This window comes from Mesorhizobium sp. B2-4-15, assembly GCF_006658505.1.
In the GTDB taxonomy this organism is placed as follows: Bacteria; Pseudomonadota; Alphaproteobacteria; order Rhizobiales; family Rhizobiaceae; genus Mesorhizobium.
Genome location: NZ_VFUZ01000032.1, coordinates 39,910 through 58,243, shown reverse-complemented (window position 1 = coordinate 58,243; position 18,334 = coordinate 39,910). Strand labels below are relative to the sequence as shown.

Here is an 18,334-nt window from a genome sequence, read left to right as displayed (position 1 = left end):
CGCAGCTTCTATAAGCTTTGGGGCGGCAACTGGGCAGTCTGGGGTGGCGGCACCTACCAGTTCAACGAGAAGACCTCATTCAACGCCCAGCTTTCCTATGATGAGGACAAGAACTTCGGCGTGGCGGCGAACGTCACCTACAACATTGTTCCCGGCCTCACGGTCCAGGCCGAAGTCGACTACATCAAGGAAGGCGATTCCAACTGGACGAATATTCCTGTCGGTAAGGACAGCGCCATCGGTGGTGTCGTCCGCTTCCAGCGCTCGTTCTAAGGGCGGGTTCTCCACAGGTGAAATCCAGCCCGGGCGCACAAACGCCCGGGCTGTTTTGTTTTCGTGACAGGGCGTGGGCAAATAGAAGGAAAAGGGGGTTCGGTAGCTGGATCAAGTCTTTCGAGCGATTTCGTGGAATCCGCCGTCCGCGGATGAAATCGTTTTGCCAGACTTAAACTCTTGAAAGGGCGCTTCCAAGCGGATAGGGCTGATCTATCCACTCGGGGGTGTGGACAATAATGACCAACGAAGCGATTCAAGAGGGTGTGCCCTCTGACTATTTTACGGCGTTCTCTTCTTCGAAGATCAAATACACCTACAACAAGATCAGAGAAGTAAAGTCGTATCGGGTCGGAGAGCTTTTTTCGGCGTATCGAGACATATTGTGGGATGACGGGCGGCATAAATATAATGTCAGCTCTTTCATCGGCGAAATAGACGAGATTCTCCTCGGGGAGCGTTTCAGCGCCTTCGACCAGAGTACCCTGGACAATCTTATCGGCACCTTGCGCCAGCGCGGCAACAGCAACGCAACCATCAATCGAAAGATGGCTGCCCTCAGCAAACTGCTGCGCAAGGCCTACAAGATGGGAGATATCCACAGCCTGCCCGAGTTCCGCCGCCAGAAGGAGCGGGCGGGACGGATTCGTTTCCTCGAGCGGGACGAAGAGGCCAGGCTGTTTGCCGCCATCAGGAACCGCAGCGAGGATGCTTACCGGCTTTCCGTCTTCCTGGTCGACAGCGGATGCCGTCTTGGCGAAGCGCTTGGACTGATCTGGAACGACATCCAGGAGCATCGCGTCAGTTTCTGGATCACCAAGTCCGGCCGTAGCCGCACCATTCCGATGACCGAGCGGGTCAAGGAAGTCATCAAGCTGCCCCCGACCGAAGGGCGCCGGCCCAAAGGCCCATTCACCAAATTGAGCCAGGCCCAGTACCGCGCCATCTGGAACGAGGCGAAAGCCGAAGTCGGCCTTGGTGCCGACGATCAGGTCGTGCCGCATATCTTGCGCCACACTTGCGCCTCGCGTCTCGTCCAGGGCGGCATCGACATCAGGCGCGTCCAGATGTGGCTCGGCCACCAGACGCTGTCGATGACAATGCGCTACGCGCACCTTGCCACCAATGATCTCGACGGTTGCGTCACTGTGCTGGAAACGCCTCGGAGCATCGGTGCCGATAGCGATTTGGTGGTCGCGGCGGCTCCCGCCAAGACATCTGACAAGGCACCCAAGCAGAACAAAAAGAGCGAACCGGGGGAAGAGAAATCTACTCCCAAGGCGGCACAAAGAAGTTCGAAATCCCGGTAAACCGGCCGAATGGACAGAAAGCCTGGGACCAGGATTGATCCCGGGCTTTTTGCATCAGGCCCCCTGTTTTTCCGCGCGATCGAGAAATGTCGCTATAGTGTCGGGCAGGCTGCCGGTTTCAAGGAAAGGGGCGTGCCCCTGGCCCTCGACCGTAATCGTTTCCATCGCCGGATGGCGCTCTTGCATCTGTTGCAGCGCGCCCTCGGACAGCAACCTCGAATTGGCACCGCGTATGGCGAGCAAGGGAATGGCCGCCAACGCGTCGAATTGCGGCCACAGGGCCGGCAGTGGCTGCGACAGGTCGAGACCGGCAACCGTGTCGACGAGCTTCGGGTCGAAATCCGGCAGCAGGCCCTGATCCGTCTCCCGGTAGAGCGCCCCCACCATCCGCGCCCAATCGGCGTCGGTGAGCATGGGGAAATCCTTGCCGTGAATGCTGCGCTGGGAATCCATCGCCTCGGCGATAGTTTTCGGGCTCGGCGCGCGCTCGAGGTAGGACTGGATGTGGGCCAGGCCGGCGGGTTCGATCACGGGCCCGATGTCGTTGAGAACAATGGCTTTCAGCACGCCCGGCCGCGATGCGCCGAGCACATGGATGATCAGCCCGCCGCGCGAAGTGCCGATGAAGGCCGCCGCCTCGATGCCGAGTGCCGCCAGCCCGGCAAGAATGTCGCCGGCCTCGACGCCGACGTTGTAGTGACTGACGTCGGGATCGTAGGCTGACTGCCCGCGTCCGCGATAGTCGAAGGCGACCACCCTGCGCGGAATGGATCCCACCGAAAGGCGCAGCGCCAGCTCATGAAAATCCCGGGCGTTGCGGGTTAGGCCAGGCAGGCAGACGACCGGCCAGTGTCCGGAATTCGCTTCGCCATAGACGCGGGCATGAAGTCTCAGCCCATCAGCCGCGGCGTAGAAGAAGTCGGAGAAGCCTTCGAGATTCGACATCTGGGCACGCACTTTCCCGCAGCAAGATTAGTTCCGATTGCTACAGGGGAGGGTGGATGCGGTCAAACAGAAGAGCTGGCTACCGGTCATCAGGGAAGATCGTCGGCAAAGCTCTTATCTTGGTATCTTGAGATCCATCGTAGGAAAGGGAGCGAAGGATCGCCGCCTTTGGCTCGGTCTGCCGCGCTCCGGTCAGCTTCGTCCGTTCACGAGGTCGCCGACGATGTCGTATTTGCCGGAAATACGCATCTTGTAGACTTCGTAGTTCTCCATCACGCGCTGGACGTAACTTCTTGTTTCCGTGTAGGGAATCCGCTCGATCCAGTCCACCACCGCATCGATGTCCCTGCCGTGCGGGTCACCATATTTCGCAACCCATTGGGCCGCGCGGTTGGGACCTGCATTGTAGCCGGCGAAAGTCAGCACATAGGAACCGTTGAAACGATCGAGCTGCTCGCCCAGGAAGGCCGAGCCAAGCGTTGCATTGTAGCCGGCGTCAGTGGTCAGCCGTGCCTGTGAGAACTGCAATCCGGTCTTCTTCGCCAGCTGTTTGGCGGTTCCCGGCATCAGCTGCAACAGCCCGCGCGCGCCCGCACTTGATACGGCGCCGACATTGAATTCGCTCTCCTGCCGGGCGATCGCATAGGCAAGCGCCTTGCCCGAGCCGGAAATGTTGGCCGAATCAGGGATGACGCCAAGAGGGTGCGACAGCGCGCCGACATCGATTCCGCGCGCGCCGGCGATCTTACCGACCTTCAGGGCCATGAAATGGTTGCCCTGCTTCTCCGCAAGGACGGCGAGCAGCGCCAGTTCGCCGGGGCTCGTCAGCTGCCCGGCGAGGTCGCGATAGAGCGTTTCGGCATAGCGGTCATAGCCGGCCTCCTGCAGCCGCTTGATGGCGCTGACGGCCTCGCGGCCGGCAAAATTCTGCCGGTCGGCGGCGCTTGGCTGGGGATAGACTATGTTGAGTGCCTGCCGGCCAACCCGCTCGGCGGCCAGCTGGCCGTAGAAACTGGTGCCATACGCAGCCGCATGCCCGAAATAGTCCTTGGCATTACCGGGACCGCCCACTTCCGCCGCGCGACCGAGCCAATAATAGGCGCGCGACAAGGTCATCGGCCCCTGCGCAAGATCGGCGATGCGCGCGAAATGCGTTGCGGCAAGCTTGGGATCATTCAGGCCGCGCAGCGCGTACCAGCCGGCATGGAATTCGGCTTCCGCGGCATTGGTGGCACTTTCGGCGGCATGCGTGGCGACGATCCGGTAAGCCGTCTTCATGTCGCCCTGGTCGACCAGTTCGCGCGACAGCACCCGGCGCTCGACCCACCAGGCATCAGGGTCGACCAGAGCCTCGCGGTCCGTGGGGGCCTTCATCACAATGGCGGCTGCGCCGGCAAAGTCCTCCTGCTTGCGCAAATATTCGGCCTGCGCGAAGAGATGGCCGGCCGAATGCTGAGATCCCGGCACCGCCATCAGCAGTTTCAACGCATTCTTGTCACCTTTGTCGGCCGCAGCCCAGGCATCGGCCAGTTGCTGGGCACCGGCAAGGCCGGCAACGCGCAGCGCGGAGGTCACGCGGTCGACATAGAACATCCGTTCCATGCGAAAACGGTGGTCGGCGGCAGGAATCAAACCGCCGAATTCCTTGATCAGTGCCGTCTCGTCCTTGGCTTCCAGGATCGCGGTGCGCCAGAAGGGCGAAAGGACCGAACGCGCCGCCTTGACGTTGCCCGAGGCCACATAGGCGCGGGCGAGAACCATCACGCCTTCGAATGTCTGCGGCTGGCTGCCATCGAACGCCGCAATGACGATGTTGGGAGCGGGGTTCTCGCGATAGAGCGCGCGCTCGCTATTCTTGCGCAAGGCGACGGTGCCAGGCCAGTTAGGCAGCATTTTCGCGGCCGCGGCGATATCGCCGCTCGGAACCTTGTCGCCGCCGTAAAGCGCGATCGCCCAGGCCAATATGTGCTGGTCGAGCGATTGCGTGGGAAGCGCATCACGTACACCGCGAGCGCCGGAAATATCGCCTGCCGCCAGTGCGTCCAGCCCGCTCTTCAACATGGCGACGCTGGGGGAGGAATCCTGTTGCGTCTTGTCCTGCGGGCTTGGCATGGGGATCGCCGAAGTGACCCGCACATCGACGCTGCCGCTGATCGCCACGCCGGGCACCAGCACGGCGACGGCGCCAAGCAGCGCGAAGAGGTGGGGCCGATTGGCCGGCATGGTCTTACGTCTTTCCTGGTCCTGGCATTCTACCAGCACACCGAGATGTCTCGAAGCCTAAACTTAGGTCGTGAAGAGCCCGTAAACAAAAGGTTATCGAGGCCGTCCGAATTGCGCTTGCTGGGATCATGGCAATGCTTGCCGCGCAACCATGTCGAGACTATGGTGCGCGGCCTCGCTTTCGGTTAGAAGGCGCGCACGACAAAACACCGACGCATGTCGCCCGAAAGTGGGTACCGGTTTTGGAGCAACGACATGCATAAACAACGACGCATGTCGCCCAAAAGTGGGTACCGGTTTTGGGGCAACGACATGCATAAACAACAGTCCCAAGGAGTTGGACGACATGCTGAGAGGCTCGCTTACCGCGCTCGTGACACCGTTCGAAAAGAGCGGGCGTTTCGACGAGAAAGCCTTTCGCGCGTTCGTTGCCTGGCAGCTTGATGAGGGCACCAGGGGCCTGGTTCCCGTTGGCACCACCGGCGAGTCGCCGACGCTATCGCATGATGAGCATCGCCACGTCGTCAAGGTCTGCATCGAGGCGGCCAAGGGCCGCGCCCCGGTCGTTGCCGGTGCTGGCTCCAACAACACCGAGGAAGCCGTTGGGCTCGTCCAATATGCCGAAAAGGCCGGCGCCGATGCCGCCCTGGTCGTCACGCCCTACTACAACAAGCCGACGCAGCGCGGCCTCTACGAGCATTTCGCCGCCGTCGCCAGGGCAACCAAGCTGCCGATCATCATCTACAACATCCCGCCGCGCTCGGTGATCGACATGTCGCCGGAGACGATGGGCCGGCTGGTGCACGATTTCAAGAACATCGTCGGCGTCAAGGATGCGACCGGCAAGGTCGAGCGGGTGTCCGAGCAGCGTTTGACCTGCGGCAAGGATTTCATCCAGCTTTCCGGCGAGGATGCCTCGGCCCTAGGCTTCAACGCGCATGGCGGTGTCGGCTGCATCTCGGTGACCTCGAATGTCGCGCCGCGGCTCTGCGCCGAGTTCCAGGAAGCAACGCTGTCCGGCGACAGTGCGAAGGCGCTGGAGTTGCAGGATCGCCTCTTGCCGCTGCACAAGGCGATCTTCATCGAACCCGGCGTTTCCGGCGCCAAATACGCGCTGTCGAAGCTGGGCAAGGTCGAGAATGTGCTGCGTTCGCCGCTGGTGACGGTCGAGCCGTCGACGGCCGAAAAGATCGATGCGGCCATGAAGCACGCCGGCTTGATTAATTAGGAATGAGGCGCCACCTCTCCGCATTATGAATCAAGTCAAAAAAGCCGACCCCAACAACAAGACTGTTGCCGAAAACCGCAAGGCGCGGTTTTCCTATGAGGTGCTCGACACGATCGAGGCCGGCCTGGTGCTGACCGGCACCGAGGTCAAGTCGTTGCGCCAGGGCCAGGCCAACATCCAGGAAAGCTACGCCTCGGTCGAGGGCGGCGAGATCTGGCTGATCAATTCCTATCTGCCGGAATATCTGCAGGCCAACCGCTTCAACCACGAGCCGCGCCGCCGCCGCAAACTCCTGCTCAACAAGCGTGAGATGGCGAAGCTCTCGCAGAGCGTCGACCGCGAAGGCATGACCCTGGTGCCGCTAAAAATCTATTTCAACGACCAGGGCCGCGCCAAGCTCTTGCTGGCCGTCGGCCGCGGCAAGAAACTGCACGACAAGCGTGAGACCGAAAAGCAGCGCGACTGGTCGCGTGAGAAGGGCAGGCTGTTGAAGGAACGAGGTTAGGCTGGGGCTATTCGCTTGAAGAGCCGGATTGTGCTGCTGAGTTTGGCCAGCCTGGTTCTGGTGGGCCTGGTCGCCGCGAGCGGCTATCTCTATTTCAGGGCCTTTTCCCCGGACCGCGGCAAATATCCGGTCAGAGGCATCGACGTTTCCCATCATCAGGGCCAGATCGACTGGCGGCGCGTTGCCGCCGACGATGTCGCCTTCGCCATCATCAAGGCGACCGAGGGCGGCGATCATGTCGACAAAGCCTTTGCCGCCAACCTGCGTGAGGCCCGCGCCGCCGGCCTTGCCGTGGGTGCCTATCATTTCTTTACCTTCTGCCGGCCCGGCGCCGACCAGGCGAAGAATTTCATCTCGGTCGTGCCACACGATCAGCCCATGCTGCCGCCGGTCGTCGACATCGAGTTCGGCGGCAACTGTCCGCAGCGTCCGTCGCCCGAACGGTTGAATGTCGAACTCCAGGCCTTCCTCGAACCTGTCGAGGCTGCGTTCGGCAAACCGGCGATCGTCTATCTGACGGATGAGGCCGAGGCCGCCTATGCCGGGCAGATCGCCGCTCGCCCGCTCTGGCTTCGCTCATTGCTGGTCGAGCCGGATCGGGACGACTGGGTCTACTGGCAGTACCACAACAGGGCGCGCGTGGATGGCATTGAGGGTGACGTCGACCTGAACGTTCTTCAGGGCGGGCAGGAGAAGTTGGCGGCACTGCTTGCGCCGGTGCATTGAGCATGCCGGGCAAGACGGATCGATCCGGATCGGTCGAACCGGGCTCTTTCAGGAAGCCAGTTATATCGCTGGCGTCAAGAAATCCATGCCTAGGCCTTGGTCGGCGTAAGCCGGGCGTACTTTTGCCGGCGTGAACAGATCGCTGCTTCAGCTCTTCAAGAATTCCGCGATCTGGCTGAAAACATTCACGAACATATCCTCGGTCAGCACGCCCGTATTGGTGTTGTAGCGCGAGCAGTGATAGCTCGAAAACAGCGCAACGCCGCCGGCCTCCAACTGGCCGCCATGCTTGAAAGGATAGGCGACGACACGCCCGCCCAGCGCGCGCACCGTCGACTGGTGCGCGATCGACCCCAGCGCCAGCACGGCGCGAAGGTTTGGGAAGCGGGCGATCGTTGGCACCAGGAACGTCCGGCAGGTGGCGATCTCGGCGCCGACCGGCTTGTTCTCCGGTGGCACGCAGCGTACCGCATTGGTGATCGCCGTGCCGACGAGCGCCAGCCCGTCATCGGGCCGCGCCTTGAACTCGCCGCGAGCGAAACCGTGTGCGATCAACGTCGAATAGAGCAGGTCGCCCGCATAGTCGCCGGTAAAGGGGCGTCCAGTGCGGTTGGCGCCGCGCAGGCCTGGCGCCAGCCCGACGATCAGAAGCTGAACGGTATCCTCGCCTTCCGGCGGCAGGAAGGTCGGCACCGGCGCGTTGAACCAGGACGGTTCGCGCTGCCGCCATTCCGCAATGAAGCCATGCAGCCGCGGGCACAGCGGGCAGTCACGGCTTGGTTCGGAAGTGGAAAGGGCGGTCAAGGCGACCGGCCTCAGTAGTCGTCCTCGTCGACTTCAGCCGGTTCGGGCCGCCGCGCAGGCCGTTCGGAGGGATCGCGGCCAACTTCGTTCTTCAGCGTCGTCAGATCGATGAAATGATCGGCCTGGCGGCGCAGATCATCAGAGATCATCGGCGGTTGCGAGGCCATGGTCGAGACGATCGACACCTTGCGGCCACGCCGCTGCAGCGCCTCGACCAGCGTGCGGAAGTCGCCGTCGCCGGAGAAGATGACATAGTGGTCGACGACGTCGGCAAGTTCCAGCGCATCGACGGTAAGCTCGATGTCCATATTGCCCTTGATCTTGCGGCGGCCGGTGGAGTCGGTGAATTCCTTGGCCGGCTTGGTCACCACCTTGAAGCCGTTGTAATCGAGCCAGTCGATCAGGGGGCGGATCGATGAGTATTCCTGATCCTCGACCAGCGCGGTGTAATAATAGGCGCGCAGCAGGTAGCCGCGCTTCTGGAAACTCGACAGCAGCTTGCGATAGTCGATGTCGAAGCCGAGCGCCCGCGATGTGGCGTAGAGATTGGCGCCGTCGATGAACAGGGCGATCTTTTCACGGGGGTCGAACATGGAAAATATCCCTTTTCGAAAATGCGGCCGTCTAAACGAAATGCGGTAGCGACTGTCGGTCAGGCTCATAATAAACCGGCTGACCTTGGTCATCCGAGATAACGCCAGTTTGGCGGCAATCCAAGGGCGTGTCGCCGCACTGCAAGCAATTGTGATCGCGAAGCCGGACATGGAAGCGGCCAGGTTTCGCCGAATTCGGTGTCTGAACACAGGATTGAGCGCCCGATCCTCCGCCAATGCCATGATGCTTGTATTTTGGCGGCGTTCAGGTTATGGACGGCGTCTGTTTTCCATCAAATCCAGGCATGAAAGGGGCAATCCATGGCCCGCGTAACCGTTGAAGACTGCATCGACAAGGTCGACAACCGCTTCGAGCTGGTGCTCCTTGCCGGCCACCGCGCTCGTCAGATCAGCCAGGGCGCGCAGATCACCGTTCCTCGCGACAACGACAAGAACCCGGTCATCGCCCTGCGCGAGATCGCCGACGAGACGCTGTCGCCCGACGATCTCAAGGAAGACCTGATCCATTCGCTGCAGAAGCACGTCGAGGTCGACGAACCCGAAGCCGATGGCGAGGCAATCGCCGATCAGACCGGCGGCGCTGTTGCGGCCGCCGAGACCGACGACGCCGAGGACAACGTCACCTTCGATCGCATGACCGAGGAAGACCTGCTGGCCGGCATCGAAGGTCTGGTACCGCCGGAAAAGAGCGACGACTACTAAGAGAGTTCTCCAGAAGCGGCTGGAACAATCGTCCGGCACTTCCGTCTCGTCAGTTTCGTGGCTATCTATGACATGCGCCGTACATCAGTGCGGCGCATGATTCATTTCATCGCCGAGAGATTGTGCCCATGATGCGTCAGTATGAGCTTGTCGAGCGCGTGCAGCGCTACAAGCCTGACGTCAACGAGGCATTGCTCAACAAGGCCTATGTCTACGCCATGCAAAAGCATGGCCACCAGAAGCGTGCTTCGGGCGACCCCTATTTTTCGCATCCGCTTGAAGTCGCCGCCATCCTCACGGAAATGCACATGGACGAGGCGACGATCGCGGTCGCCCTGCTGCACGACACCATCGAGGACACCACGGCGACGCGGGCCGAGATCGACGAGCTGTTCGGCCCCGAAATGGGCAAGCTGGTCGAGGGCCTGACCAAGCTGAAGAAGCTCGACCTCGTGTCGAAGAAGGCGGAGCAAGCGGAAAACCTGCGCAAGCTTCTGCTGGCGATTTCGGAAGATGTCCGCGTGCTTCTCGTCAAGCTCGCCGACCGCCTGCACAACATGCGCACGCTCGACCATATGCCGGAGGCCAAGCGCCTGCGCATTGCCGAGGAGACGATGGACATCTATGCGCCGCTGGCCGGCCGCATGGGCATGCAAGGCATGCGTGAAGAGCTGGAGGAGATCGCCTTCCGCTATATAAATCCGGAAGCCCATCGTGCCGTCACCGCCCGGCTGGCCGAAATATTCGAGCGCAACAAGGATGTGCTGTCCGAAATCGAGAAGGCGCTTTCGGGCCTGTTCGAAAAGCACGCGATCAAGGCAGGCGTCAAAAGCCGCCAGAAGAAGCCCTGGTCGGTATTCCGCAAGATGGAGGCCAAGGCGCTGTCCTTCGAGCAGCTGTCCGACATTTTCGGCTTTCGCGTCGTCGTCGACACGGTCGAGGACTGCTATCGCGCTCTCGGCGCCATCCACACCACATGGTCGATGGTGCCTGGCCGCTTCAAGGACTACATCTCGACGCCAAAGCAGAACGACTACCGTTCGATCCACACCACCATCGTCGGCCCCTCGCGCCAGCGCGTCGAGCTGCAGATCCGCACGCGCGAGATGAACAAGATCGCCGAATACGGCGTCGCCGCCCATTCGATCTACAAGGACACCGGCGGCAAGACGAACGGGGCCGGCCATGCGATCTCGAAAGAAACGAACGCCTACGCCTGGCTGCGCCGCACAATCGAGCAGCTCGCCGAAGGCGACAATCCCGAGGATTTCCTCGAAAACACCAAGCTCGAGTTGTTCCAGGACCAGGTGTTCTGCTTCACGCCGAAAGGCATGCTGATCGCGCTGCCGCGTGGCGCCACACCCATCGACTTCGCCTATGCGGTGCATACCGACGTCGGCGACACTTGCGTCGGCGCCAAGGTCAATGGCCGCATCATGCCGCTGATGACGGAACTGAAGAATGGCGACGAGGTTGAGATTATCCGCTCCAAGGCGCAGGTGCCGCCGGCCGCGTGGGAATCCGTCGTCGTCACCGGCAAGGCGCGCGCCGCCATCCGCCGCGCTACCAAGAACGCCATCCGCAAACAGTATTCCGGGCTCGGCGCGCGCATTCTGGAGCGCGCCTTCGAACGGGCCGGCAAGACCTTCACCAAGGAAAGCCTGAAGCCGGTGCTGCACCGGCTGGCGCGCAAGGACATCGAGGACGTGCTGGCCTCTGTGGGACGTGGCGAGTTGGCCTCCACCGACGTCATGAAGGCGGTTTTCCCCGACTACAAGGACGAGCGCGTCACGCCGGCGGCACCCAAGCAGCGCGAGGAAGGCTGGTCGAAGATCCGCAACGCCGCCGGCATGCTGTTCCAGATTCCCGGCCGCGCCGCGCGCAAGGACAAGGACCAGCCGCGCGATGGCGCCGTGCCGATCCGCGGCGTGCGCGGCGACCTGCCGGTTCGGTTCGCGCCGGAGGGCGCGGTGCCTGGCGACCGCATCGTCGGCATCGTCCAGCCGGGCACCGGCATCACCATCTATCCGATCCAGTCGCCGGCGTTGCAGGCCTTCGACGACCAGCCGGAGCGCTGGATCGACGTGCGCTGGGACATCGACGAACGCACCAAGGAACGCTTTCCCGCGCGTGTCTCGGTCACAGCCATCAATGCGCCAGGGTCTCTTGCCGACATCGCCCAGGTCGTCGCCTCCAACGACGCCAACATCCATACTTTGTCGATGGTGCGCACGGCGCCCGATTTCACCGAAATGCTGATCGATCTCGAAGTCTGGGATCTGAAGCATCTCAACCGGCTGCTGTCGCAGCTCAAGGACAATTCGAGCGTCAGCGATGCACGGCGTGTGAATGGCTGACGCGGCTGATCTATGAGGGATAGGCACAGATGAATACCGATGAAGTGCTGGGCATTTTCCGCGAGGCGGGCGCTGTTCTGGAGGGGCATTTCATCCTGACGTCTGGCCTGCGCAGTCCGATCTTCCTGCAGAAAGCACGCGTGTTCATGCACGCCGACAAGACCGAGCGCTTGTGCAAGGCGCTGGCCGAGAAGATCCGCGCCGCGGTGCCAGGCAAGATCGACTATGTCGTGGGTCCGGCGATCGGCGGCCTGATACCGGCTTACGAGACCTCACGCCATCTCGGCGTGCCGGCGATCTGGGTCGAGCGAGAAGGGGGCGAGTTCCGCTTGCGGCGCTTCGAGATCGCTGGCGGTGCGCGTGTCGTCATCGTCGAGGACATCGTCACCACCGGCCTGTCGATCCGCGAAACCATCGATTGCCTGCGCGAACTTGGCGCCGAGGTGGTGGCCGCCGCCTGCATCATAGACCGTTCGGCCGGCAAGACCCATGTCGGGGTGCCGCTGATCGCGCTTGCCGAGTATGAAGTTCCGGCCTATCCGCCGGACCGACTGCCGCCGGAGCTTGCCGCCATACCGGCAATCAAGCCCGGCAGCCGCAACATCTGACGGGGAGGTCGAATGATCGTCGGCATCGATCATTTCGTGCTGACGGTGGCGTCTCTCGAAGCGACGTGCGCCTTCTACCAGCGCGTGCTGGGCTTTGAGCGCGTTGACACGCCGGGCCGGCCGACGGCGCTGGCTTTTGGCTGTCAGAAGATCAATGTCCACGAGGCCGGCCGCACCTTCGAGCCCAAGGCGAAGCTGCCGACGCCTGGATCCGGCGATTTCTGCCTGGTCACCGATCGGCCGCTCAGCGAATTCCTCGCCAGCCTCGAGGCTGGAGGCGTGGTGGTGGAGCTTGGGCCGGTCGAACGGATCGGAGCGCGGGGCCCGATGATGTCCGTCTATTTCCGCGATCCGGATGACAACCTTGTCGAAGTCAGCCAGTACCTTCGGTAGTTTCGCAAGCACTCGGCCGCAAGCCGACGCTTCTTCTCAAATTCGCCGTGATTGTCCGGTGTTGGAGAGATGAACCTTACCAAAAATTATGGCGGTGCGGCGGCTGTGCAGGTGGCCTTCGGTTGTTGTCGGGGTTGCGGATGGCTATATCAAAGTCGCGATTGCCTTTCGGCGACCGCAAGGCGCAAGATGTGGCGATCGCAGCCCGGCTGGCAGCAGCCGGCACACGGGTTGCTGGTTATTGGGAATAGGAAAGAGTGCTTTTTCGTCGCCGCAAGCCTGATGGCCTTCTCGAGCGGGTGCGCACCTATCTATGGCCGCGCCGTTCGTTTTCGCGTTCGCTGCAGTATTTCTCCAAGCGCATCCTGAGGCTGAAGGCCACGCCGCACGCGGTGGCGGCCGGTGTCGCGGCCGGTGTCTTCGCTTCGTTCTTTCCCGTGGGGTTCCATTTCATCATTGCCGCCGTTCTGTGCTGGGTGATCGCCGGCAATCTGGTGGCGGCGGCGCTCGGCGCCGTTTTCTTCGGCAATCCGCTGACCTTTCCGCTGCTCTGGGGCGCGTCCTGGGAAACCGGCAAACTCATCCTGCATGATCGCCTGCCGACACATGGTCCGCCGGCGCATCTGGGCGAGATGCTGCACACGCTCTCCTTCGCGAAACTATGGCATCCGGTGCTCGAGCCGATGCTGATCGGCGCGGTGCCGCTCGGGCTGGTGTTCGGTCTCGTATTTTACGGTATCACCCGCTGGGGCATGAAGGTCTTCCGTGCGCAAAGGCGCAAGCGGCTGGCCGAGCGCGCAAGCCGCCGTGAGCAGTCGTCCCATTCTACGGGAAGCATCGGCTCCGCCGCACGATGATTATTGGCATCGGCAGTGACCTGATCGACATCACGCGCATTGAGAAGTCGCTGGAGCGTCACGGCCAGCGTTTCATCCAGAGAATATATACCGAGGTTGAGCAGGCGCGTTCGGAGAATCGGCGTGCTCGCGCCGCCTCCTACGCCAAGCGCTTCGCCGCCAAGGAGGCTTGCGCCAAGGCGCTGGGTACTGGTCTGGCGCAAGGTGTCTTTTGGCGCGACATGGGCGTCGTCAATCTGCCCAGCGGTGCGCCGACGATGGCACTGACCGGCGGAGCCTTGGCACGACTGGAAAAAATCCTGCCCCGAGGGCATCGGGCAGCGATCCACCTCACGATCACGGACGATTTCCCGCTTGCTCAAGCCTTTGTGATCATCGAGGCGCTGCCCGTCGAACAAGCGCCACATTGATTGCATTTGACGACCGGCATTGACGTTGCCCAGCGCGCGCCGAGACTCTATACATCCAACGCACAATCGAGGACGACATGAGCGTGGCTGAAAAATCCCAGAAGAAATCCGGCGGGCTTGGCGAAACCGTCAGCGTCATCGTCCAGGCGCTCTTGCTCGCGCTGGTTATCCGCACGCTCTTGTTTCAGCCCTTTTCGATCCCGTCGGGATCGATGCGGCCGACGCTTCTGGAAGGCGACTATCTGTTCGTCACCAAATGGTCCTACGGCTATTCGCGCTATTCGCTGCCTTTCGGGCCCGACATCTTTTCGGGCCGTATCTGGGGCTCCGAGCCCAAGCGTGGCGACGTGGTGGTGTTCAAGTTCCCGCCGGACCCGTCCGTTGACTACATCAAGCGCGTGGTCGGCTTGCCTGGTGACAAGATCCAGATGAAGGATGGGCAGCTGTTCATCAACGGCGCCGGCGTGCCGCGCGTGAAGACCGGCCAGATCGACAATCCCGACATCACGGAAAAGGATTATCCGATCGACGTCTACCGCGAGACATTGCCTAACGGCGTCAGCTACGACACGCTCGATCTGTCGCCGAACTCGATCGGCGACAACACCCGGGAATTCGACGTGCCGCCCGGCCACTATTTCATGATGGGCGACAACAGGGATAATTCCGCCGACAGCCGGTTCACCGTCGGCTACGTTCCCGCCGAGAATCTGGTTGGCCGCGCCAACCTTGTCTTCTTCTCGATCGCCGGCAAGGCAAGCCCGCTCGAAATCTGGAAATGGCCGTCGCTGATGCGCGTTTCGCGCCTGTTCCATTTCGTCAACTAGGGTCATGGCGGTAACGAAGCGGTTGACCGCCGATGCGCTCGCCGAAGCGCTTGTGGAACGCACGGGCCATGCCTTTGCAGACCGCCAGCGTCTGCAGCGCGCGCTCACCCATGCCAGTGCACGCGGCGCCAATGCCGGCACCGACTATGAGCGTTTCGAATTTCTCGGTGACCGGGTTCTCGGCCTGATCGTTGCCGACATGTTGCTGGCCGCGTTTCCCGACGCGGCGGAAGGCGAACTGTCACTGCGCCTCAATGCGCTGGTCAATGCCGAGGCGCTTTCCGAGATCGCGGAGGACATAGGGCTGCCGGACCTGATCCGTGCCGGATCGGATGTGCGCGGGCTCGAAGGGCGCAAGCGCGTCAATCTGCGGGCCGACGCCCTGGAATCGCTGATCGCCGTGCTCTACCTTGACGGTGGGCTGGAGGCGGCGCGTTCTTTCATCCACAAATACTGGCAGCCCCGTTCGCAGGCCTCGGGTGCGGCACGCCGCGACGCCAAGACCGAATTGCAGGAATGGGCGCACCAGGCGGCGAGCGCGGTTCCTGCCTATCAGATCGACAGCCGCGAGGGGCCGGACCATGATCCGCTGTTCACCATCAGCGTCAGGGTTGGCGCATTTCTGCCTGCAACCGGCACCGGCCGATCCAAGCGCGAGGCCGAGCAGGCCGCTGCCGCGGCTCTTCTGGTTCGTGAGGGTGTCTGGGTCAATGAAGGGAGCGCGGCATGACCGCCGAAGACAACGCAGTTGCTCCCGCCACGTGCTCCGGCTTCGTCGCGCTGATCGGCGCACCGAATGCGGGCAAGTCGACGCTGGTCAACCAACTGGTCGGCGCCAAGGTGTCGATCGTCACCCATAAGGTGCAGACGACACGCGCCATCGTGCGCGGCATCGCCACGCATGACAATGCACAGATCGTCTTCGTCGATACGCCTGGCATATTCAAGCCCAGGCGGCGCCTCGATACGGCGATGGTGACGACTGCCTGGGGCGGTGCCAAGGATGCCGATATCGTGCTTTTGCTGATCGATGCCGAGCGTGGCATCCGGGGCGATGCCGAAGCCATCCTCGAACGGCTGAAGGACGTGCGCCAGCCGATGGCGCTGATCCTCAACAAGGTCGATCGGGTCAAGCCAGAGGCGCTTCTGGCCCTGTCCGCGGCAGCCAACGAGAAGGTGCCGTTCCAGCGCACCTTCATGGTCTCGGCGCTGACCGGCTCCGGCTGCAAGGATCTGCTCGATTATCTGGCACAGGCGCTGCCGGCCGGCCCCTGGTACTATCCGGAAGACCAGATTTCGGACCTTCCGATGCGCCAGCTGGCGGCCGAAATCACCCGTGAAAAACTCTATCTCCGGCTGCATCAAGAGTTGCCCTATTCCTCGCATATCGAGACCGAGAAATGGGAAGAGAAAAAGGATGGCTCTGTGCGCATCGAGCAGGTCATCTATGTCGAGCGGGACAGCCAGAAAAAGATCGTGCTCGGCCACAAGGGCGAGACCATCCGCGCCATCGGCCAGGCGGCGCGCATGGAGATTTCGGGCATCCTCGAGCAGAAGGTGCACCTGTTCCTGTTCGTGAAAGTGCGCGAGAACTGGGGCGACGATCCCGAGCGCTACCGCGAGATGGGGCTGGAGTTTCCGCATTAGGGCGTGGAAAGGCGCGTCGGCCGAGACTGGCGCGCCGCCTTTGCAGCTGCCCATTTCTGTGTCACCGCCGATAGGTGTGCCGGGGGAAGGGGCATGCCTCGCATTGGTCCGTCCATGGTTGGATCGAAGGCGAGACGTCACGGCACGGGCATATCGCTAGCCTCCCGCGACTCGCGGGGCACTTGGCCGCGTTCCTGATTGCCTTGGAGCGCGTCGACGCGGTCAGTGGCGTCCGGGGCGGCACGATTTCTTCCGTTGCGGCAGACGGAATTTGACTCCCGTTCTCACCAATCAAGGGCGGGAAGCAAATACTTTCTAATGTACTTAGGTGGCGTATAATCACCAATTGAAACATATAAGATAAACATCAATAAAATAAAGTTAGACGCGAAAGAAATCGGGATTATTACATAAATGTGACGATGTGCCATTTGTGCCGCTTTTAAAATGAGGGCGCATGAATTAGTGTTATTTGTGCAACACGGATTTAATCTGTGGCAGGAATCCGGCGTATTTATGGAATTGTCATTGAAGGCTGAGGATCGGTGAGTATGTTCGCGATCGAAAAGGGGTCGCGGTGCGAGCCGTTTTCGCTGTGGGGGTGAGGCGAAATTGATCCGTCTTCCACAAATCCGAAGCTAATTTTTTTAACTTGACTGGAGAGGTCAGAAAATGAACATCAAGAGCCTCCTTCTCGGCTCAGCCGCGGCACTGATCGCGGTCTCCGGCGCACGCGCCGCGGACGCCGTCGTCGTCGCCGAACCGGAACCGGCCGAATACGTCAAGATCTGCGACGTCTACGGCGCTGGTTACTTCTACATCCCGGGCACCGAGACCTGCCTGCGCATCGGCGGCTATGTGCGTTATGACATCGGCGTCGGCGATACCGGCTCGCTCGATGGTGTCAACCACGTCCCGGATCATCAGGACGCCGGCACCACTCATTCGACCTATTACAAGAACACCCGCTTCACGCTGAAGACCTGGACCGGCCAGGAGACCGAACTCGGTACCCTGAAGACCTACACCGAGACCCGCTTCAACTACGGCAACAGCAGCGGCGACTATACCAACCAACTTCCAACCAATACGAGCAGGGACGACTGGCAGGGCCGTAACAAGTCTCTCTCGCTGCGTTTCGCCTACATCCAGCTCGGCGGCCTGCGCGTCGGTAAGGACGATACGGCTTTCGATACGTTCATCGGCTACGCCGGCAACGTCATCCAGGATACGCTGGTTCCGTATGGCGGCCAGGAGAGCAACGTCGTTCAGTACTACTTCGACGCGGGCAACGGCATCTCGGCCATGGTCTCGCTCGAAGAAGGCGCCGGCTCGGTGGGCACCATCGACAGCTACGTTCCGCATGTCGTCGGCGGCTTGAAGTACAAGGCCGACTGGGGTGCGATCACCGGTGTTGTCGCCTATGACAGCAATTACGAGGAAGTGGCCGGCAAGGTTCGTTTGGACGTCAACGTCACCAAGGAACTGTCGCTGTTCGTCATGGGCGGTTACGGTTCGGACAATAACCTCAACGACGATGCCGGTAACGTCATCGACGCTCACGGCCGTGGCTTCTACAAGCAGTGGGGCGGCAACTGGGCAGTCTGGGGCGGCGGCACCTACAAGTTCAACGCCAAGACGTCGTTCAATGCCCAGGTCTCTTATGACGACTGGAAGAACCTCGGCATCGCCGCTAACGTAGCCTATACCGTTGTGCCCGGCTTTGTGGTCACGGCTGAAGTCGATTACCTGAACGCTGGGAAGTTCGGCGACGTCGACTTCAACAATTGGACCAAGGCCAACAAGAAGAGCAGCCTCGGCGGTATCCTCCGCTTCCAGCGCTCGTTCTAAAGCACCAACTGATCTATAAGATCGCCCGCAGCATATCGCTGCGGGCGGTTTTTT

Annotated in this window: 19 protein-coding genes; 15 read left to right on the top strand and 4 right to left on the bottom strand. The window is 61.6% G+C overall.

Features of this window, described 5'->3' with window-relative positions:
• Both FJ930_RS26750 and FJ930_RS26745 read left to right on the top strand, forming a co-directional pair.
• Nucleotides 1-273 (top strand): porin (locus FJ930_RS26750; protein ID WP_181763475.1); only part of this gene is annotated, 273 nt, incomplete at its 5' end.
• Nucleotides 274-512: 239 nt separating this feature from the next.
• On the top strand, nt 513-1,583 hold the full coding sequence (locus FJ930_RS26745; RefSeq protein ID WP_181176232.1) for a site-specific integrase: 1,071 nt from the start codon (nt 513-515) through the stop codon (nt 1,581-1,583).
• 54 nt (nt 1,584-1,637) lie between these two features.
• On the opposite strand, the gene FJ930_RS26740 is transcribed toward FJ930_RS26745, so the two are convergent.
• Both FJ930_RS26740 and FJ930_RS26735 read right to left on the bottom strand, forming a co-directional pair.
• Complete coding sequence (locus FJ930_RS26740) at nt 1,638-2,528, bottom strand: alpha/beta hydrolase (RefSeq protein WP_141840767.1); 891 nt, start codon at nt 2,526-2,528, stop codon at nt 1,638-1,640.
• A gap of 192 nt (nt 2,529-2,720) precedes the next feature.
• Complete coding sequence (locus tag FJ930_RS26735; RefSeq protein WP_141840766.1) at nt 2,721-4,751, bottom strand: lytic transglycosylase domain-containing protein; 2,031 nt, start codon at nt 4,749-4,751, stop codon at nt 2,721-2,723.
• A 346-nt stretch (nt 4,752-5,097) separates the two neighbouring features.
• Here FJ930_RS26735 and dapA point away from each other — a divergent pair, with 346 nt between their 5' ends.
• From dapA to FJ930_RS26720, 3 genes are read left to right on the top strand one after another with little or no spacing between them, the layout of a single operon-like run.
• Entirely contained in the window at nt 5,098-5,979 is an 882-nt protein-coding gene (gene dapA, locus FJ930_RS26730) for a 4-hydroxy-tetrahydrodipicolinate synthase (RefSeq protein ID WP_141840765.1), read from the top strand.
• 25 nt (nt 5,980-6,004) lie between these two features.
• Nucleotides 6,005-6,484, top strand: a complete 480-nt coding sequence (smpB, locus tag FJ930_RS26725) for an SsrA-binding protein SmpB (protein WP_137932111.1) — start codon at nt 6,005-6,007, stop codon at nt 6,482-6,484.
• A gap of 15 nt (nt 6,485-6,499) precedes the next feature.
• Entirely contained in the window at nt 6,500-7,210 is a 711-nt protein-coding gene (locus FJ930_RS26720; RefSeq protein WP_141840764.1) for a GH25 family lysozyme, read from the top strand.
• Between the two features lie 147 nt (nt 7,211-7,357).
• On the opposite strand, the gene FJ930_RS26715 is transcribed toward FJ930_RS26720, so the two are convergent.
• Nucleotides 7,358-8,014, bottom strand: coding sequence for a uracil-DNA glycosylase (locus FJ930_RS26715; RefSeq protein ID WP_141840763.1), 657 nt, complete (start codon nt 8,012-8,014; stop codon nt 7,358-7,360).
• A gap of 11 nt (nt 8,015-8,025) precedes the next feature.
• Complete coding sequence (locus FJ930_RS26710) at nt 8,026-8,607, bottom strand: NYN domain-containing protein (RefSeq protein WP_109662677.1); 582 nt, start codon at nt 8,605-8,607, stop codon at nt 8,026-8,028.
• Between the two features lie 321 nt (nt 8,608-8,928).
• On the opposite strand from FJ930_RS26710, the gene rpoZ reads away from it, so the two are divergent.
• The 10 genes from rpoZ (at nt 8,929) to FJ930_RS26660 (ending at nt 18,280) form a co-directional block, all read left to right on the top strand.
• Complete coding sequence (rpoZ, locus tag FJ930_RS26705; protein WP_140612799.1) at nt 8,929-9,330, top strand: DNA-directed RNA polymerase subunit omega; 402 nt, start codon at nt 8,929-8,931, stop codon at nt 9,328-9,330.
• Between the two features lie 128 nt (nt 9,331-9,458).
• On the top strand, nt 9,459-11,687 hold the full coding sequence (locus FJ930_RS26700; protein WP_141840762.1) for a bifunctional (p)ppGpp synthetase/guanosine-3',5'-bis(diphosphate) 3'-pyrophosphohydrolase: 2,229 nt from the start codon (nt 9,459-9,461) through the stop codon (nt 11,685-11,687).
• A 29-nt stretch (nt 11,688-11,716) separates the two neighbouring features.
• Complete coding sequence (pyrE, locus tag FJ930_RS26695) at nt 11,717-12,295, top strand: orotate phosphoribosyltransferase (protein WP_141840761.1); 579 nt, start codon at nt 11,717-11,719, stop codon at nt 12,293-12,295.
• 12 nt (nt 12,296-12,307) lie between these two features.
• Nucleotides 12,308-12,688: a VOC family protein gene (locus tag FJ930_RS26690; RefSeq protein WP_141840760.1), complete on the top strand. Its 381-nt coding sequence runs from the start codon at nt 12,308-12,310 to the stop codon at nt 12,686-12,688.
• A 257-nt stretch (nt 12,689-12,945) separates the two neighbouring features.
• Nucleotides 12,946-13,545: a DUF2062 domain-containing protein gene (locus tag FJ930_RS26685; protein ID WP_140737808.1), complete on the top strand. Its 600-nt coding sequence runs from the start codon at nt 12,946-12,948 to the stop codon at nt 13,543-13,545.
• The gene (acpS, locus tag FJ930_RS26680) at nt 13,542-13,955 is read left to right on the top strand and encodes a holo-ACP synthase (protein ID WP_140737811.1); all 414 of its coding nucleotides are present in this window, start codon (nt 13,542-13,544) and stop codon (nt 13,953-13,955) included. Before FJ930_RS26685 ends, acpS begins: the two co-directional genes overlap by 4 nt.
• A 77-nt stretch (nt 13,956-14,032) precedes the next feature.
• Complete coding sequence (gene lepB, locus FJ930_RS26675) at nt 14,033-14,782, top strand: signal peptidase I (protein ID WP_140737814.1); 750 nt, start codon at nt 14,033-14,035, stop codon at nt 14,780-14,782.
• A 4-nt stretch (nt 14,783-14,786) separates the two neighbouring features.
• Nucleotides 14,787-15,512, top strand: coding sequence for a ribonuclease III (gene rnc / locus FJ930_RS26670; RefSeq protein WP_140737817.1), 726 nt, complete (start codon nt 14,787-14,789; stop codon nt 15,510-15,512).
• Nucleotides 15,509-16,429, top strand: coding sequence for a GTPase Era (gene era, locus FJ930_RS26665; protein ID WP_141840759.1), 921 nt, complete (start codon nt 15,509-15,511; stop codon nt 16,427-16,429). The genes rnc and era overlap by 4 nt, the downstream gene beginning before the upstream one ends.
• A gap of 672 nt (nt 16,430-17,101) precedes the next feature.
• A complete protein-coding gene (locus FJ930_RS26660) occupies nt 17,102-18,280 on the top strand; it encodes a porin (protein ID WP_140737823.1) in 1,179 nt (392 codons plus the stop codon).
• Nucleotides 18,281-18,334: the final 54 nt, after the last annotated feature.

What these genes read in the sequence shown, in the direction of transcription:
- pyrE (WP_141840761.1), top strand. Translation starts at nt 11,717, where the DNA reads ATGAATACCGATGAAGTGCTGGGCATTTTCCGCGAGGCGGGCGCTGTT.
- FJ930_RS26660 (WP_140737823.1), top strand. Translation starts at nt 17,102, where the DNA reads ATGAACATCAAGAGCCTCCTTCTCGGCTCAGCCGCGGCACTGATCGCG.
- FJ930_RS26700 (WP_141840762.1), top strand. Translation starts at nt 9,459, where the DNA reads ATGATGCGTCAGTATGAGCTTGTCGAGCGCGTGCAGCGCTACAAGCCT.
- dapA (WP_141840765.1), top strand. Translation starts at nt 5,098, where the DNA reads ATGCTGAGAGGCTCGCTTACCGCGCTCGTGACACCGTTCGAAAAGAGC.
- FJ930_RS26710 (WP_109662677.1), bottom strand. Translation starts at nt 8,607, where the DNA reads ATGTTCGACCCCCGTGAAAAGATCGCCCTGTTCATCGACGGCGCCAAT.
- rnc (WP_140737817.1), top strand. Translation starts at nt 14,787, where the DNA reads ATGGCGGTAACGAAGCGGTTGACCGCCGATGCGCTCGCCGAAGCGCTT.
- FJ930_RS26740 (WP_141840767.1), bottom strand. Translation starts at nt 2,528, where the DNA reads ATGTCGAATCTCGAAGGCTTCTCCGACTTCTTCTACGCCGCGGCTGAT.
- FJ930_RS26690 (WP_141840760.1), top strand. Translation starts at nt 12,308, where the DNA reads ATGATCGTCGGCATCGATCATTTCGTGCTGACGGTGGCGTCTCTCGAA.
- smpB (WP_137932111.1), top strand. Translation starts at nt 6,005, where the DNA reads ATGAATCAAGTCAAAAAAGCCGACCCCAACAACAAGACTGTTGCCGAA.
- lepB (WP_140737814.1), top strand. Translation starts at nt 14,033, where the DNA reads ATGAGCGTGGCTGAAAAATCCCAGAAGAAATCCGGCGGGCTTGGCGAA.
- FJ930_RS26735 (WP_141840766.1), bottom strand. Translation starts at nt 4,751, where the DNA reads ATGCCGGCCAATCGGCCCCACCTCTTCGCGCTGCTTGGCGCCGTCGCC.
- era (WP_141840759.1), top strand. Translation starts at nt 15,509, where the DNA reads ATGACCGCCGAAGACAACGCAGTTGCTCCCGCCACGTGCTCCGGCTTC.
- FJ930_RS26745 (WP_181176232.1), top strand. Translation starts at nt 513, where the DNA reads ATGACCAACGAAGCGATTCAAGAGGGTGTGCCCTCTGACTATTTTACG.
- acpS (WP_140737811.1), top strand. Translation starts at nt 13,542, where the DNA reads ATGATTATTGGCATCGGCAGTGACCTGATCGACATCACGCGCATTGAG.
- rpoZ (WP_140612799.1), top strand. Translation starts at nt 8,929, where the DNA reads ATGGCCCGCGTAACCGTTGAAGACTGCATCGACAAGGTCGACAACCGC.